Consider the following 14,967-nt stretch of genomic DNA (forward strand, 5'->3'; position numbering starts at 1 on the left):
CGCGGCGGGAACACGGCGGAAACGCGGCGCGCAGGCCCCCTCAGAAGAAGTCGTCGAGGCCGGACTGCCCGTCGTCGGCCGCGGCGTCGGCGTCGTCGCCCTCGGCCGCGTCGTCGGGGTCGGCGTCGCGGTCGAGCACGTCGTCAGAGCCGTCGTCACCGTCACCGTCGCCGTCGGCGGCCGCGGCGTCGCCCTCGACGGCCACGTCTTCCATGCCGGCGAACGCGCCGCCGGCGTGTGCTTCGACCAGTTCCTCGCGGAGTTCGCCGGCGTCCTCGACGATGGACTGGACCTTGTTCGTCGTCTCGCCGCTCCCGGTGACAAAGGAGACGTGCGACTCGTCGAACTCGTAGTAGGCGGCCGTGGCGACGGTCAGTTCGCGGGGCTTGCAGTGATGGGTGATAGCCGAGAGGTACGGGAGGACCTCGCGGCGGGCGGTCGCCATGCTGAAGCCGCCGCTCTGCGCGATTTTCCGCACCACGGTGTCGCGGGTCTTGTCGCGGGTCGAGCGGTAGGGCGCGCCGCCGTAGCGGGTCCACCCGCCGCGGGTCCGGTCGCGGGAGGCCGCGACGCCGGCGGCGAGGTTGTCGGTCGCGTAGCGCCAGTAGGAGTAGTTCTGCGTGGCGCGCACGCGGCCGAGCCAGCGGTCGGCGTTGGCGAGGAAGTCGTAGGCGCGGGCGAGTTCGTCGGGTTCGTAGACCAGCGACACCTTGTCTTCGACCCACTTCGTGAGGTCGTCGGGCGTCTCGTCCACGTCGTAGGCGGTGTACAGCGCGTCCTGTGCGGACTCCTCTTTGAGGACGGCGTCGAGGAACTCGAACAGGCCGACAGAGCGGTCGCGGTCGCCCATGACCACGTCCTCCTCGGTGATTTTCTCGCGTCCCTCGGCGATGGCTTGGAGGTCGTTGACGGCCGAGCGAAGGTCGCCGCTGTTCATCTCGGCGATGCGGTCGAGCGCGTCGGACTCGAACTCCAGTCCCTCCTTGCGGCAGATGTCGCGGAGGACGGGGACGATAGAGCGGGCGGCCACGTCGCGGAACTCGATCTCCTGACAGGCGTTCCGAAGCCCGCGGCTCATGTCGTAGAACTCGTTTGCGATGAGGACGATGGGCTGGCTTGACGACTTGACGAGGCGGGTGACGGCGCTGGCCCCGCCGCGGTCGTAGTTGCCGTGGATGTTGTCGGCCTCGTCGAGAATGACCAACTGCCGGGTGGACGTGCCCGCCGACGAGCCGGCGAGCGTCGCGTTCTTCGCGGCGCGGCCGGCGAAGCGTTCGATGACGTCGCCGGTGCGCTGGTCCGACGCGTTCAACTCGACCGTCTCCCAGCCCATGTCGGCGGCGAGCGCGTGGGCCGCGGAGGTCTTTCCGATGCCCGGGCTCCCGTGGACGACGACCGCCTCCAGGTGGTCGTCCCACGTCTCGGCCCACTCCGCGAGGGCGTCGCGGGCCTTGTTGTTGCCGCGGACCTCGGAGAGCGTCGATGGGCGGTACTTCTCCGTCCAGTCTACCATTACCGGAAGGTGGACCGAGGCGCGTTTAGTGGTTGCGGAGCGCCGCGCGCCGGCCGGACGACCCGCCGAAGTTCCGGGGGACTCACCGACGCAGACGCCGGCTCACCACGCCGACCGCCGCGCCCGGTTTCGGGCGTCGACGAGCGACCACCCGAGCGCCGCGAGCGTGGCGAGGCAGACGACGAACAGCGCCACGACGACGCCGACTCGCCCGACGGCGGCGTAGTAGCCGGCGCTGTCGATGACGCCGGCGAAAAGCAGACCGAAGGCGACGAGGCTGAGCGGTCGCGCCCACAACTGTCGCCGGACGAGGCCCACACCCGCCGCCAGAAGCGACACGCCGGTCAACCCCCCCAAGACGAGCGACGCGAACAGCGTGAACGGGCCGGTCCGCGGTTCCATCACCGGGCCGCTGTCGACGGTCAACACCCAGATGGCGAGCGCCACGGCTCCCATGACGAGCGCGTAGCCGCCCACCGTTCGCTCCCAATCCATCTCGTTTCACTCCGTTCCGTCCTCGCTAGACGCGCTCCCACCACAAATACGCACCTCCGGGTTCACGCGCGGGAGAACGTGTGTGCGCCCGGAACGTGTTCGAATCCGACCGGTCCGAGGGCCGCGGCCGGTCCAGGTGGGTTCTACGTCGCTATCTGTCAATACTCAGAAAGCTTATTACTGCCCTCCGAGTGGACTCCGTTCCATGTTCCCCGACGAAATCGTGACCCCGCGGCTCAGGCTCCGCGCCCTGTCGCGGGAGGTCGTCGACCCGTTGGACGCCTACGAGCAGTTCGCGGCCTCGCGGTCGGACACCATCGAGGAGGAGACCGAGTTCGTCACGTGGAACCCCCACGAGACGCCCAAGGAGACGCTGGAGTTCCTCAAACAGGCCGAAGAAGGTCACGAGTCGGCTGAAAACGCCATCTACGCCGTCTTCCCCCGGGACGGTGAGGACGGCGCGGGCGAGTTCGCGGGCACCGCCGGCTTCAACCCCGAGTGGGACAAGCGCCGGGCCGTCTTCGGCATGTGGCTCCGCAAGGAGTTCTGGGGCCGCGGCTACTCGGGCGAGCGGGCGGCCGCCTTCTTCGCCGCCGTCTTCGACGTGCTCGACCTCGACGTCGCGCTCGCGTACGCCATGCCCGAAAACGAGGCGTCGTGTCGCGCCATCCGGAAATACACCGACCGCTTCGGCGGGCAGGAAGACGGCTTGTTCCCCAACGAGACCGTCGACGCCGACGGGACGCCGCGCGACGTTCGCGGCTGGTCGGTGACCCGCGAGCAGTGGGAAGACGCGACCGGCGGCGACTACGACGCCGCGTTCCGCTGGGAGGACAGCGAGTGAGTGACCTCTACCCAACCGTCGTCGAGACACCGCGGCTCCGGTTGGTCGCCCGCCGCCCGAAGTACGTCGGCGTTCACGAGGCGTACGACCTGTGTTCGGCCCCCGAGATGGACGACGTGACCCGGTACATGCCGTGGTCGCGCCACGAGACGCCGAAAGTGACGACGGAGTTCCTCGACCGCGGGGAGTCGAGTTGGGTCGACGCCGAGACCGCCGATTACGCGGTTATCCCGCGCGAGGGCGAAGACGGCGCGGGCGAGATTGCGGGCTTCGGCGGGCTCCACACCGAGTGGGACCGCCGCGTCGGCCGGCTCGGGCTGTGGCTCCACCCGCGCTACTGGGGTCGCGGTTATTCGGGCGAGCGCGCCGCGGCGCTGGCGGCGCTCGCGTTCGACGCGCTGGACCTCGAAGTCGTCTCGGTGTCGCACGTCGCTGAGAACGAGAAATCGAAGCGAGCAATCGAGAAGTACATGGCGGCGCTCGGCGGCGGCCTCGACGGGCGCGACCGAAACAGCATCGTCGTCGACGGCGAGCCGACCGACGAACTCCGCTACAGCGTGTCCCGCGAGGACTGGCTGGCAACGACCGGCGGCGACTACGACGCGGAGTTCCGTTGGGGCGTCGCCCCCGACGACGTTCGCTGAGCCATCGTTATTCGACGCCGGCGATGACGCGGCCGCCCGTCAGACCGTCGTTGGCGCGGGTCGCGGTGTGGACGCCGTATCTCGCCACATCGTACCGCGAGACCCCCACGCACGCCGGCCACGAGACATTTACGGGAGAACGACAATCCCTCCCGACACGATGTCAACGACACCCGAATCGACGCCCGGTTCCACACCATCGACGCTTCGGTCGGTCGGCGGCGGCGGCGTCGCCGGTCTCGGGGCGGCCCTGTTCGGCTACCTCGTCACCTACCTGCTGTCCGCCTCGACCATCGAGAACTCGGCGGCCAGCCAAGTGCTCGAAGCCCTCGGCTCCGACATCTCGACGTGGAAGGTCGTCGGCTGGGTGTTCATGAGCGCCCACGGGGTGACGACGCGGTTCCCCGGTCTGTTCGGAACGACCTCCAGCGCGAACCTCATCGAGAACATCGAGGCGTTCTCGCCGGTGCTCTACGTCGTGCCCGCGGTCGCGCTCCTCGCCGCGGGCGCGCTCGCCGCCGTCGTCAGCGGCGCATCCTCGACGCGGGCGGGCGCGCTGGCCGGCGCGGGAACGGCCGTCGGGTACCTCGTCTTCGCGCTCGCGGGTATCGCACTGTTCACCGTCAGCGTCGGCGAGTCGGCCATCGGCCCCGACCCGGTGACGTCCGCGCTCCTCGCGGGCGTCGCCTATCCCGCCGTCCTCGGCACCGTCGGCGGCGTCGCGGCCGCGGCGCTCCGGTAGTCACGGACGCCCGCCCGTTGGGCTCGCCGGTCCTTCGGTTTCCTGACCTCAGAGGTCGCGCGCGACGAGTTCGCCCCAGTGGTCGAAGCCGTAGCGCTCGTAGAACGCCCGCGCCCGACCGTTCGCCTCGTCCACGTCGAGGACGATTCGGTCCAGGGGGAGGTCCTGCGAGCGCGCGTGGTCCAACACGGCCGCCATGAGCTCGTCGGCGACGCCCGTGCCGCGGTAGTCGGCGTCGAGGAACAGTTCGTTGAGCACGGCCGCATCCCAGATGTACGTCATCTCCTCGGGGAGCGCGAAGGCGTAACCGACGAGCGTCGCGTCCTCACCGTAGCCGCTCTCGACGCCCTCAGACGCCGTCTCGGCGACGACGACGCACCCGGGGTCGTCGGTCGCACAGCGCTCGACCCACGAGAGGTATCGCTTGCGGTAGTCGTCGGTGAGTTTGGCCTCGTACGTCGACAGCTTGTCGTCGCCGCCGGTCCCCGCGCCGAGGCCGAGTTCGAACCCGCGTTTCAGTTCCCAGAACGCGGCCGCGTCGCCCGGTTCGTACGGTCGCACCTCGACGCCATCTAGTGGTTCGCTCATGCACACGGGTGCGTGGCCATCGGTTATGAACGCTCGGAGTCGCGGCCGCGTTCTCGGCTCACTCCGAGCCCCCACGCAGGCGCTCCGACAGGAGTCGCCCGCCGACCACGCCCGTCCCGAGGACGACGAGCATCAGCTCCAGTCCGGACGAGGCGAGCGGAGCGATTCGCTCGACGTTCTCGGGCTCCGCGCCCGGCGAGGGGTCGACCACGGTGCTGTAGTGGAGCGTCTCCGTCGTCGGCGGCGGCGACGCGGGTCGTAGCTCGACGAACGTCTGGACGAACCCGCGCGTGCTCGACCACTCGGCGCGCCCGTTGACGGCGTAGAACGCGTCGTGTAGCGGGTAGAACGCGTTGACGCCGTTGGTGAACAGGTCGGGGAAGACGCCGCCGCAGAGGAGCGCGGCGATGCCGACCCACGCGACTGCGACCCCGCGGGCTCCCCAGCGACCGCGAATCGCGGAGCGCTCGGGGTCCCGAATCCGCGTGTCGTAGACCACGAACGCGACGAGCGCGAGCGGGAGCAAGAGCGTGTGGAGGAGCGCGCGGTGGCTCCCGGGCAGGAGCGTGCTGGTGAACGAATCGAGGTCGGGAACCGCGGCGGCGACGAGCGCGACGCCGACCGACCGGGCGTCGAACCAGCGACCGAGGAGGGCGACACCGACGAGTCCGCCGACCGCGACGTGGACGAGGGTCGATGGCATACCGCGTAGTGGTCGGCCGACGACCTTCAGGGTTCCCACGGGGTTCGTCAGGCGACGACTACCACTTTCGACACCCTTTTGCGGGACACTCGCGCACGTAGTCCCATGACTCACTCGTCCGTCGGACCGAGGTGTTCGCGATGACCGCGGCACCGCGCGACGACCTCGCCCGCCGCATCGCGGGCGAGATCACCCTCTCGGACGACCCCGGCGCGACGCTCCGGAAGTGGCGGACCGACTTCGACATCTCCCAGACGGCGCTCGCCGAGCAGTTGGACGTATCGTCGTCGGTCGTCTCCGACTACGAGAGCGGCCGCCGCGAGAGCCCCGGCATCGGCGTCATCCGCCGGATGGTCGAGGCGCTTCTCGACATCGACGAGGCCCGCGGCGGCAGTCGCATCCGGCAGTACGCCCGCGTCCTCTCGGCCGGCTTCGAGAGCGATATCGTCCAAGACCTCCGGGAGTACCCCACGTCGATTCCGCTGGACAGTTTCTACGACGCCATCGGCGCGACGCCAATCGTCGACGGCGACCAAGACCGCATCAGCGGTCACACCGTCATCAACAGCATTCAGGCCATCACGCGGCTCTCCTCCGAGGAGTTCTACCGGCTCTACGGGCAGTCGACGAGTCGGGCGCTCGTGTTCACCGGCGTCACCCGCGGCGAGTCGCCGCTCGTCGCCATGCGCGTCGTCACGCCGACGCCGAACGCCGTCGTCCTCCACGGTCTCTCGGAGGACGACCTCTGGGAGCACGCGCCCGCGCTCGCCACCATCGACGGCTTCGCCCTCGCCGTGACCGACCGCGACTTAGACGAGATGCTCGAAGACCTGCGGAAGCTTCCCTGAGTTCGCCGCCGTCTCCCGCTTTCCGCCCGGTTCGATTCGGTTTCATTCCGTTCGGCTCCGTTCGATTCGAATTTCCAGAGTGTCCGCCAGAAGGCGAAAAAAGCCGAAGGGCGACCGCGACGATGTCCGTTCATGGACATTCGCGCCCTCCAATCACACCTCGAAACGGCGTTCGAGTTCCCGGTCACGACCGAACGCGTGCTGGAACGCGCCGGCGACATCGAGGTGGCCGCGCCGAACGTCGACGACGCGGAGACCGTCGAGACCATCCTCGCCCCGCTCGGAGCCGAGACCTACGAGTCGGCCACCGACCTGTACAACACGATACTCGGGAGCGTGAGCGACGACTACATCGGCAGAAAGTTCTACGACGACCGAGGGGCGGACCCGGCGGACTCGTGGTCGATACTGCCGGACCAAGCCCGTTCGTTCTGACGACCGGGGTTCGGAGGCGGTCCTCCCGCTACTCCACGTAGTCGTCCTTCCGAAGCGCCGCGAGGCGCTTCGTCTCCGCGCTCGCTTCGCTCGCGCGGACGGTCCCCGCTACTCCACGTAGTCGTAGCGGCGCTCGTTCATCCGGCCCCAGCCCGTGAAGACGAACTCGGCTTCGGGTTGGGTGAACTCCTCGACCTCGATCTCCTTCTCGTGGTTGTGCACGTCGTGGATGAGTTCGTAGTCGTCGAAAGAGATCTCGGTGCGGGCCGCGAGCTGGTCGTCGACGTCCACGGCTTCGATCTCGTCGAGCCACGTCTCTTGGACCGTCTCGGCGTGAATCTCCGCCTGCGCGCCGGAGCCGTACGAACCGACGAGAAGCGACTTTCCGGTCATGTCCTTTCCTTCGTCCGCGGCGGCGATGAGCGCCGACAGCCGGGCGATGTGGACCGAGCCCGTGTACCAGTTGCCGACGCGGCTGGAGATGTCGAGCGTCGGCTCGATGACGCGGCCGTACCACTCGCGGTACTGCTCGGTCGTCTTCAGCTCGTCCATGTAGCCGCGGATGGCCTCCTCGTAGTCGTCCCACGTCTCGAAGTCCTCCTCGCGGGGCTGGCGGCCGATTTCGGCTTCGAGGTCGTCTTCGATGTCGGTGTCGCGGGTCATGTGACGGAACCCGAGGAGCGCCGCCTTCCGAACCATGCCGGGGAACGGCGTGTGGAACGGGATGTACTCGAACAGGTCGGGGTGGGTGCGACCCGCGACGCTCTCGTAGTCTTCGAGCGCCTCGCGCATCCGGGCGAGATACACCTGCATGGAGCGCTTGCCGTCCACGGAGGGGAACTGCTGGTTCGGCTTGAGGAAGTCCGTCTCGTCCATACTGCCGTAGCCCTGCTCGGTCGAGAGTTCGACGAGGTCCGGGTCCTCGTCGATGAGCATCGCGACCGCACCCGCGCCCTGCGTCGCCTCGCCGGGGTCGCCGCGCTCGTAAAGGGCGGTGTCGGTGGCGATGACGAGCGCCGCGCGACCGCGGTTGCGACCCGCCTTAATCCAGTTGTAGGCGTCGTCGAGGCTCTGGGTACCGGCGATGCACGCGAACTTGCGCTCGCCCTTGTTGGCGTGGCGGAAGTCGCCGTCGTACACCTGTTCGAGACAGCCGGCGATGTACGTCGACACCGGCTTGGAGTTGTCGAACGCGGACTCGGTGGCCACGTCGATGCGGCCGATGTCCGCGGGCGTGAGGCCCTTTCGGTCCATCAGTTGCTTGGCGGCGTTCGCCCCCATCGTGACGATGTCCTCGTACACGTCCGGGAACGACGACGTGTGGAGACCCAGACCCTTCGTGTACTTCTCCGGGTCTTCGCCCTTCACCGGCGCGAAGGTGTTGGGGAGGTCTAACACGAGTTTGCCCGTCCAAATCTCCATGGCGTCGATGCCGACGGAAGTCATGGTCGATGCTACAGAACCGAGGGATAAGGTTTTGTCGATGGGGAGTTACGTCGGTTGTCGAACTCAAACGGCAGTTACAGAGCCGCCGTCACAGCAGTTACACTTGCGTCTCATCTTTCGTATCGGAGCCAGTCGCATTTCGGCTATCGGTGACTTCGACAGTCACTTCGACGGTTCCTCTATTTTGATTCCCGTTTAGTTGACTTGTGACGGTCGTTCCCTCCGCGCCGACGAGGCTGAACGAAGCAGTATCAGTCACTTCTCCGTCAACCCGAAGATACACCGTGCCAGTACGAAGGTCTCCATCGGCATCGTCCGGAGTAAAGGACACGGTAGCCGACTTGACGTTTCCTGATGACCCGGACTCGGAGACCTGAATATCGGTGATTTCGACGGTTGGTGCGTCACCCCCACCGTCCGTATCCTGAACGGTCACGGTCGTCGTTCTCGTGCTCGTCTCCCCGTCGTCGTCGGTCACCGTCAGTTCGACGATCACGTCGACGTCGCCCGAGACGCTGTCGGGCGCGTTGAACGTCGGCTGGGCGGAACTGGGGTTCGACAGGCTCGCTTGCCCCGTGGGGTCGTCGGTGATGGACCAACTGTAACTGGTAATCGACCCGTCGCTGTCTGAACTCCCGGAGCCGTCGAGCTGTATCGACCCGCCTTCAGGGACGCTGTACGGCCCCGTCGTCCGGGGGGTCGGCGGGGCGTTCGTGCCACCTTCCGGCTGGGCGTTGGCTTCGAACGAGAACGTCTTGGCGTCGACGAGGCCCGACGGGAGGCGGTAGGTCACGCGAACGGAGAGCCACTCACCGGTCATGTCGACGTTCGTGCCGTCGCGTCCACCTGTATCGTAGAACTCGTAGACGTAGAACCGCGCGGACTCGCCGCTGCCGACGACGGGGTTCGACCCGCCGATGTCACCGCTCTCGTCGATGTCGATTGCAAGCCCGTCTTCGGGCACGTCGACGTACTCGTTCTGGGTAATCTGGTAGTCGACGAGGGCGTCGCCGCTCGGCGACTCGACGTACAGTTCCGTCTCGCCGGGGTCGTCGTTCCCGCCGTCGACCCGGTCTGAGAGTCCATCGATGCTGTCGTCGTGCGGGTTGATCACGACGTTCAGGAGTTCGACGGAGTCGGAACCGACGTTCTGAAGCGAGAACTCGACGCCGCCGGGCGTCGAGAATGAATCGTCGCCGTCGCGGGCGACCGCGTCATTCTCGTAGAGGAGTCCGGCGACGCCGCCCTCGGTGGCCTCCCCGCTCGAAACGGTGACTTCGACAGCCGCGTCCTGCCGCGTGCTCGGGTCGAACGTCTCGTCGTCGAAGCTCCCGATAACCTCGGCGGTCCCCGCCGAGTCACCCGTCGCTGTCACTCGGATTCGACCCTCGGAGTCGGTCGTCGGACTCTGTGGTTCGATTGAGACCGAATCATCGCTCGCGGAGAAGTTCACCGAGGCTCCGGAGACGGGATTGTTGTATCGGTCCCGAACTTCGAAGGTGAGTGTCTCGGTGTTTCCCGTTCCGATGCTTCGAGGCGAGGCACCATCGACGACCGTCAGGTAATACGCGGACGGGTCGTCGACATCCGACCCGACGCCGACCGCTCCGACGCGGAGGTCGTACGTCACGCTCTTGCCATCTTCCTCTGCTTTCATCTCGATTTCGACGCGGTCTCCGGAAACATCGTCCACCCTGTAGACGTAGTTACCGCCGTCACCTTCGAGAAGCTCACGCCACTCGTCCGCCGATAGCTCCGTCGGGACGGTGATGGTCACGTTCCCCGACGCGTCCCCGGTCACCGGAACGGTCCGTGTCGCGGGGCTGACCGCCTGCGCGTCGATACTCGCTGAGCCGACGCCGTTCTCGGAGTAGGTGCCGTTGAGGAGGACGAGCGAAATCGTTCGACCGTGTATCAACGACTGGCCGCTGAGCGTCCCGTTGTAACCGGTGTCGAATCGGTTGTACGCGACGGTGTTTTCGTACACCGTCGTCGGGGTCGACTGCAGAAGGTTGTAGCTCGGCCGGTATTCGAGCGACTCGGTGGGGTACGAGAGGCCGCCGTCGACGTAGTCGCTCGTCTCGGCTTCCGTCGTCTCGACGTTCGAAACCGTCAGCGACCCGATGTCACGGGTCTGTAACGTTCCAGATACCGGTCCGGGATTGACGAACAGCGTCCGACTCGGATAGCGCGTCCCCAACGACACCGTCGACGGACGGGCGGTCGTCTCCGATGAGCTTTCGATAATCGAACCGCGAAGCGACTCGAACTGGTCGTGAACCTCTTGGTTGTGTCGGAACTCGACCTGTTCGTTCTGATTCGGGACGACGGTCGCTTGGTACATCGACATCGAGATGATGATGATACCAAACAGCAGCACTGCGCCGATTTGGACAGTGACCGCTCTTTCGTCCCCCCGAAAGTCCATATGACGTGAAGATACCCGAAACGGGAAAAAGACTCCTACAGAAGCGAGAGGCCGAGTTCAGTCTTCTTCTTCGACTACTTCGGGCTCCGAGAGGCCGCTCTGGAGGCTGTCGAGACCGTTGACCCACTCGGTGACGAGCCCGAATTCGAGTTCGTCGAGGACTTCGATGTCGAGGTCCTCCCCGTCGATGACGCGGGTGCCGACCTGGACGATGTAGCCGAGCGCGCTGTCGAGGTCGTCGGCGGCCTCGGCGTCCGCGGCGGCGCGGATGTAGGCGTCCATGTCGTCTTCGAGTTCGGCGGGACCGGCGACGATGAACTCCTCGGCGGCGAAGAAGGCACACGAGAGGCTCGTCTGGACGCTCCCGATGAGGATTTCGGCCTCCTCCTCGTTTTCGGACTCGAACTCGGGTTCGGCCATGACGATGTCGTGGACGGTCGACAGCTCGTCGAGCGCCTCCTCTTCGCCCAGCGTGTCGTCGTCGTAGCCGGTCAGAATCTTGGCGATGGCGATGGCCGCGTCGTTCTGGATGTTCATCAGGAGACGGCCGGTCTCCTCGCTTTCGAGGTCCAAGTCCTCTTGTTCGACGCGCGTCAACCAGTTCTGCCAGCGTTCCGGCGAGTAGTATCGTTCCTCGGCCTCGGTCATACCTACAACCTCCCGTGCCGGACTCAAATGCCTTTCTTATCCTGCCTGTAACCGTGTGAGGCGACGACGTGGGAGAAGACGGCGCGATTCGACTCGTGCGTCGGTCTCTGGGGTCGGCTCGCCTCTCCCGTCAGCCGTTCCGCCTCATCCGGCTATCGGTCGAGCGTCGCCTCGGTGTCGACGCCGTAGACCAGCGCGGGCGTCTCGACGTGCGCGTTTCGGACCGCGTCGTCGCGGCCCGCGTCCAAGAGCCAGTCGACGCGCCGGGGGACGGTCTTGGGGCCCATCACCGCCCCGGGGCGGTCGGGGTCGTCGATGAAGTCGGTCTCCATGAGGAACGGGTGGCCCCGCTCGGCGGCGTCGTCGAGGCGGTCCTTGTCGCTCATGACGCTCGGCGTGCCGCCGGTTAGGTGGCCCTGCGCGTAGTGTTTGACCACGCGCTCGCCGGGAACGCCGCGTTCGTCGGCCCACTCGGCCACGTCCGAGAGGTCCGTCGTCGACTCGGTGTGGAGCTGGAGCGCGCAGTCGCAGTCGGCGGCGAGCCCGAGGCCGTGTCTGAGGACGGCGTTCGAGACCTCCCAGACGGCCTCGGTGACCTCGTAGTGCGGGCGGCCGGACTTGAGCGCGAGCGCGTCGCCCTCGCGGACGAACTCGGCGGCGGTGTCGAGACCGGCGCACATCAGGTCGCGGGCGGCCTCGGGGTCGAACCCGCGGTCGTCGACGAGTTTCGAGACGAGACCGGGGTGGACGCCGAGGACCGGCCACGCGCGCCCGGGGAGAATCTCGGAGGCCTCGCGGACGACCTCGACGGTCGTCTCGAAGACCGGGCGGAAGTCCTCGCCGCTCTCGACCTCGTGGCCGAGGAGCCACGAGGGCTTGTTGACGACGAGGAGGTGCGTGCCGCCGCTCCGGGCGAAATCCTTCACCGCCTCCAGCCCGCGCCCGTGGTCCGGGTCGAGGTGGAGGTGGTTGTCCACGACCGGCGTGTCGAACTCCTGCATGGACGAGTGGTCGGACGGGGGGAGGAAAAAGCGAACCGTTCGCGGTCTGCGTCAGGGAGGGCGAGTCGGTGTCGAGTCGGCGTCCGGCGAGACGGTCCGCGCCGGCCGCTCGTCGCCCGACTCAGTCGCCGTCGTCGTCGAGGTCGTCGAGCGTCATCGCGTGGGTCGCCGCGTTCTGGAGCGCGTCCGAGCGGCCGTAGCTCCCCGGCGCGATGGCGACCGTCCGCAGGCCGTAGGCGTTGGCCGTCTCCAAAGCGGGCTTGAAGTCGGTGTCCCGCGAGGCGACCGCGATGACGTCGGCGCGGTCCTCGACGGCGTAGCGCGTGAGGTCGACCGCGAGCTTCACGTCCACGTCGCCGCTCGTGACGACGACCTCGAAGCCGCGGGCCTCGGCCGCCTGAATCAGCCCCGGCGTGGCGTGCTCGTCGAGGTAGAGGCGTGCCGCGCTCAACTGGTCGCCGAGCGAGCGCCCCGCCGCCCGGATGTCGTCTAAGTCCACGTCGAACTCGTCGCGGAGGACGTTCGGCCCGTCCACGAAGAGCGCCACTCGGCCCGACGGAAGCCCGTCGGGACCGACCAACCGCCGCAGGAGGTCCATACACCACCTCGCCCGGTTTCGGGTTTATAAATTTCGAGGGAGTCCTACCGGGGTGACCTCGCCCGCGACGCGTCGCGCGGCCGCACAGTCTCGTTTCTCTAGTCCTCGCGATGCGCTGATACGACCGGGACGCGTAGCTCACCTATGGCTGGGGATGCACAAACGGTCACCGTAGGGATTCTGGGGTTCCACGACAGCAGGGAGACGAAAGCTATCAGCAACGCGGTCACGGCGCTCGGCCACGAGGCCGTCTGGCTCCACGAGGAGGCGGTCGGCATCGACGTGTCGCGGGCGGGCGTCGCGCTGGACCCCGACGTCGACGTGGTGGTCAATCGGCTCCTGCTGTCGAAAGCGCGGAACCCGCTCGAAGACCTCTCTATCGCCAGTTGCTACGCCGCGGTTCGGCCCGTGCTCAACGACCCGCGGAGCGTCCTCTTCGCCGTCCACAAGCACGCGACGGCGAGCAGGCTGGCCGCGGCGGGCGTCCCGGTGCCGCACACGTACATGGCCACCGCGGACGCCAAACTGAACGCCGCGCGAGACGGGTTCGGGACGCCGGTCGTCTACAAGACGGCCGTCGGGACCAACGGCGGGGGGACGTGGTTGGTCGACCACGACCGGGCCGTCTCGGCGACCGTCGACGGCCGCCGGGCGTTCGTCCAGCAGTACGTCGACGAGGGCGAGCGCCACCGCGACCTCCGAATCTACGTCGTCGACGACGAGGTCGTCGGCGCGATGTACCGCTACGCCCCGGCGGGCGACTGGCGGACGAACGTCGCCCTCGGCGGCGACGTGGAGGACGCGTCCGAGGAGCTTCCGCAGGGGGCCGCGGGGGCGGCGCTCCGGGCGACGCGGACGCTCGGTCTCGACTACGCCGGCGTCGACCTCATCGAGAGCGACGACGGTTGGGTCGTCCTCGAAGTCAATCCGACGGCGGGGTTCCGCGGGCTCTTCCGCGCCACCGGGCGGTCGCCCGCGGCGGCCATCGCCCGCCTCGCAATCGAGCGGGCCGGCGGGCGCGTCGACCCGGCGCTCGTCGAGCGCGTCGGTCGCGACCTCGATGGAACGCCGCCCGCGGACGCTCCCTCGCGGGTCCGCGACGAGCGGCTTCCGGTTGTCGGCCACGCCGAGCGCGTGACCGTCACCGGAATCAGCGGGTCGAAAGAGGTGCTCGCCCGCATCGATACCGCCGCGTCGATGACTCGAATCGCTCCCGACTTGGCGGCCGACCTCGGCACCGAGCCGTCGGCCGCGGTCGAAGACGGCGCGCCGCCGCAGGTGGACATCGTGGTCGAACTCGCGGGTGAGCGGCGGACCGTGACCGCGGTGCTCGACGAGGAGATGGAACCGGAGACGCCGCTTCGAATCGGCCGGAACGTGCTCCGCGACTACTACGTCGACGTGCGTCGCGGGGTCCGCGGCGACACGGGTGACTAATGAGACCGGATATATCAAGCCATTCGGTTAATTGGCTCTACTACATAGGGTGACTGCGCCCCGTCCCCGATTCGAGAAGCCGTACTTACGCGACACAGTTCGTTTCGACGACCCACCCGCGCTCGACAGCGCGGCCGTGTCGCGTCACGTCCCACGTCGGTCACGACCCAACTGCCGACGCACGGCGCGCCGAATCGACCACCGGACGCGGGCCATTCTCGGAGAACCGACAGACTGCGAGCGGACAGTCTCGAGCGAGCCACAATCTCGGAATGGATTATAATGATTTACTAAACGCAGTGGCGGGTTTTATGTTCCTAATCAACATATGAACGAGTATGTCTGAGACAGCGTCCAAAAATAACTCGAATACGTTCACAATCGTAAATGAAGTCAACAGCCACGGTGCGGCGACGCTCCGCGGGGACAACGGCTCGACGTACCACGTCACGTCCTACGAAAACAGCAGTTTCCGCGACTACCTCGCGAATCACCACGCCGGCGACCGCGTGCGGATGGACATCGTCAGGGCCGGCGTCCGCGCGAACGTCTGGCAGGTGTCGGCGCTCTACCCCGGCGCTGACGAGTAACGCCGGA

Annotated in this window: 16 protein-coding genes; 7 read left to right on the forward strand and 9 right to left on the reverse strand. The window is 67.4% G+C overall.

Translation table 11 applies throughout. The features are described 5' to 3' along the window. Positions 1-40: 40 nt before the first annotated feature. Positions 41-1,513, reverse strand: coding sequence for a replication factor C large subunit (locus ACFQI8_RS03805; RefSeq protein ID WP_390242879.1), 1,473 nt, complete (start codon positions 1,511-1,513; stop codon positions 41-43). A 102-nt stretch (positions 1,514-1,615) separates the two neighbouring features. Continuing rightward, complete coding sequence (locus ACFQI8_RS03810) at positions 1,616-2,008, reverse strand: DUF8058 family membrane protein (RefSeq protein ID WP_390242880.1); 393 nt, start codon at positions 2,006-2,008, stop codon at positions 1,616-1,618. A gap of 205 nt (positions 2,009-2,213) precedes the next feature. Between ACFQI8_RS03810 and ACFQI8_RS03815 the strand changes: the two genes are divergently transcribed. From ACFQI8_RS03815 to ACFQI8_RS03825, 3 genes are all read left to right on the forward strand, one after another. Then, positions 2,214-2,852, forward strand: a complete 639-nt coding sequence (locus ACFQI8_RS03815) for a GNAT family N-acetyltransferase (RefSeq protein ID WP_390242881.1) — start codon at positions 2,214-2,216, stop codon at positions 2,850-2,852. After that, positions 2,849-3,496 carry a GNAT family N-acetyltransferase gene (locus tag ACFQI8_RS03820; protein ID WP_390242882.1) on the forward strand — a complete coding sequence of 216 codons (648 nt, stop codon included), beginning with the start codon at positions 2,849-2,851 and terminating at the stop codon, positions 3,494-3,496. The genes ACFQI8_RS03815 and ACFQI8_RS03820 overlap by 4 nt, the downstream gene beginning before the upstream one ends. A 160-nt stretch (positions 3,497-3,656) precedes the next feature. Further along, positions 3,657-4,238 (forward strand): DUF7978 family protein, encoded by a 582-nt coding sequence (locus ACFQI8_RS03825; protein WP_390242883.1) that lies wholly within the window; start codon positions 3,657-3,659, stop codon positions 4,236-4,238. Between the two features lie 48 nt (positions 4,239-4,286). On the opposite strand, the gene ACFQI8_RS03830 is transcribed toward ACFQI8_RS03825, so the two are convergent. Both ACFQI8_RS03830 and ACFQI8_RS03835 read right to left on the reverse strand, forming a co-directional pair. Beyond that, complete coding sequence (locus tag ACFQI8_RS03830) at positions 4,287-4,826, reverse strand: GNAT family N-acetyltransferase (protein ID WP_390242884.1); 540 nt, start codon at positions 4,824-4,826, stop codon at positions 4,287-4,289. Positions 4,827-4,884: 58 nt separating this feature from the next. Continuing rightward, positions 4,885-5,529 carry a metal-dependent hydrolase gene (locus ACFQI8_RS03835; protein WP_390242885.1) on the reverse strand — a complete coding sequence of 215 codons (645 nt, stop codon included), beginning with the start codon at positions 5,527-5,529 and terminating at the stop codon, positions 4,885-4,887. Between the two features lie 140 nt (positions 5,530-5,669). Here ACFQI8_RS03835 and ACFQI8_RS03840 point away from each other — a divergent pair, with 140 nt between their 5' ends. Both ACFQI8_RS03840 and ACFQI8_RS03845 read left to right on the forward strand, forming a co-directional pair. Then, entirely contained in the window at positions 5,670-6,377 is a 708-nt protein-coding gene (locus tag ACFQI8_RS03840) for a helix-turn-helix domain-containing protein (protein ID WP_004062555.1), read from the forward strand. A 132-nt stretch (positions 6,378-6,509) separates the two neighbouring features. Then, positions 6,510-6,812, forward strand: coding sequence for a DUF5789 family protein (locus ACFQI8_RS03845; RefSeq protein ID WP_390242886.1), 303 nt, complete (start codon positions 6,510-6,512; stop codon positions 6,810-6,812). Between the two features lie 108 nt (positions 6,813-6,920). On the opposite strand, the gene hmgB is transcribed toward ACFQI8_RS03845, so the two are convergent. From hmgB to ACFQI8_RS03870, 5 genes are all read right to left on the reverse strand, one after another. Continuing rightward, positions 6,921-8,258, reverse strand: coding sequence for a hydroxymethylglutaryl-CoA synthase (gene hmgB / locus ACFQI8_RS03850; protein ID WP_390242887.1), 1,338 nt, complete (start codon positions 8,256-8,258; stop codon positions 6,921-6,923). Positions 8,259-8,355: 97 nt separating this feature from the next. Beyond that, positions 8,356-10,686, reverse strand: a complete 2,331-nt coding sequence (locus tag ACFQI8_RS03855; RefSeq protein ID WP_390242888.1) for an Ig-like domain-containing protein — start codon at positions 10,684-10,686, stop codon at positions 8,356-8,358. A 57-nt stretch (positions 10,687-10,743) separates the two neighbouring features. Beyond that, entirely contained in the window at positions 10,744-11,334 is a 591-nt protein-coding gene (locus ACFQI8_RS03860; RefSeq protein ID WP_390242889.1) for a DUF2150 family protein, read from the reverse strand. A gap of 152 nt (positions 11,335-11,486) precedes the next feature. Continuing rightward, positions 11,487-12,335 (reverse strand): TatD family hydrolase, encoded by an 849-nt coding sequence (locus ACFQI8_RS03865; RefSeq protein WP_390242890.1) that lies wholly within the window; start codon positions 12,333-12,335, stop codon positions 11,487-11,489. A gap of 121 nt (positions 12,336-12,456) precedes the next feature. Further along, positions 12,457-12,933, reverse strand: coding sequence for an NYN domain-containing protein (locus ACFQI8_RS03870; protein WP_390242891.1), 477 nt, complete (start codon positions 12,931-12,933; stop codon positions 12,457-12,459). Between the two features lie 144 nt (positions 12,934-13,077). Between ACFQI8_RS03870 and ACFQI8_RS03875 the strand changes: the two genes are divergently transcribed. Next, a complete protein-coding gene (locus tag ACFQI8_RS03875) occupies positions 13,078-14,370 on the forward strand; it encodes an ATP-grasp domain-containing protein (protein WP_390242892.1) in 1,293 nt (430 codons plus the stop codon). A gap of 338 nt (positions 14,371-14,708) precedes the next feature. Continuing rightward, positions 14,709-14,960 carry a hypothetical protein gene (locus ACFQI8_RS03880; protein ID WP_390242893.1) on the forward strand — a complete coding sequence of 84 codons (252 nt, stop codon included), beginning with the start codon at positions 14,709-14,711 and terminating at the stop codon, positions 14,958-14,960. Positions 14,961-14,967 lie beyond the last annotated feature (7 nt).

The organism is Haloferax chudinovii, assembly GCF_042663345.1.
Classification (GTDB): Archaea; Halobacteriota; Halobacteria; order Halobacteriales; family Haloferacaceae; genus Haloferax; species Haloferax chudinovii.

What these genes read in the sequence shown, in the direction of transcription:
- ACFQI8_RS03805 (WP_390242879.1), bottom strand. Translation starts at nt 1,513, where the DNA reads ATGGTAGACTGGACGGAGAAGTACCGCCCATCGACGCTCTCCGAGGTC.
- ACFQI8_RS03810 (WP_390242880.1), bottom strand. Translation starts at nt 2,008, where the DNA reads ATGGATTGGGAGCGAACGGTGGGCGGCTACGCGCTCGTCATGGGAGCC.
- ACFQI8_RS03815 (WP_390242881.1), top strand. Translation starts at nt 2,214, where the DNA reads ATGTTCCCCGACGAAATCGTGACCCCGCGGCTCAGGCTCCGCGCCCTG.
- ACFQI8_RS03825 (WP_390242883.1), top strand. Translation starts at nt 3,657, where the DNA reads ATGTCAACGACACCCGAATCGACGCCCGGTTCCACACCATCGACGCTT.
- ACFQI8_RS03830 (WP_390242884.1), bottom strand. Translation starts at nt 4,826, where the DNA reads ATGAGCGAACCACTAGATGGCGTCGAGGTGCGACCGTACGAACCGGGC.
- ACFQI8_RS03835 (WP_390242885.1), bottom strand. Translation starts at nt 5,529, where the DNA reads ATGCCATCGACCCTCGTCCACGTCGCGGTCGGCGGACTCGTCGGTGTC.
- ACFQI8_RS03840 (WP_004062555.1), top strand. Translation starts at nt 5,670, where the DNA reads ATGACCGCGGCACCGCGCGACGACCTCGCCCGCCGCATCGCGGGCGAG.
- ACFQI8_RS03845 (WP_390242886.1), top strand. Translation starts at nt 6,510, where the DNA reads ATGGACATTCGCGCCCTCCAATCACACCTCGAAACGGCGTTCGAGTTC.
- hmgB (WP_390242887.1), bottom strand. Translation starts at nt 8,258, where the DNA reads ATGACTTCCGTCGGCATCGACGCCATGGAGATTTGGACGGGCAAACTC.
- ACFQI8_RS03855 (WP_390242888.1), bottom strand. Translation starts at nt 10,686, where the DNA reads ATGGACTTTCGGGGGGACGAAAGAGCGGTCACTGTCCAAATCGGCGCA.
- ACFQI8_RS03860 (WP_390242889.1), bottom strand. Translation starts at nt 11,334, where the DNA reads ATGACCGAGGCCGAGGAACGATACTACTCGCCGGAACGCTGGCAGAAC.
- ACFQI8_RS03865 (WP_390242890.1), bottom strand. Translation starts at nt 12,335, where the DNA reads ATGCAGGAGTTCGACACGCCGGTCGTGGACAACCACCTCCACCTCGAC.
- ACFQI8_RS03870 (WP_390242891.1), bottom strand. Translation starts at nt 12,933, where the DNA reads ATGGACCTCCTGCGGCGGTTGGTCGGTCCCGACGGGCTTCCGTCGGGC.
- ACFQI8_RS03875 (WP_390242892.1), top strand. Translation starts at nt 13,078, where the DNA reads ATGGCTGGGGATGCACAAACGGTCACCGTAGGGATTCTGGGGTTCCAC.
- ACFQI8_RS03880 (WP_390242893.1), top strand. Translation starts at nt 14,709, where the DNA reads ATGTCTGAGACAGCGTCCAAAAATAACTCGAATACGTTCACAATCGTA.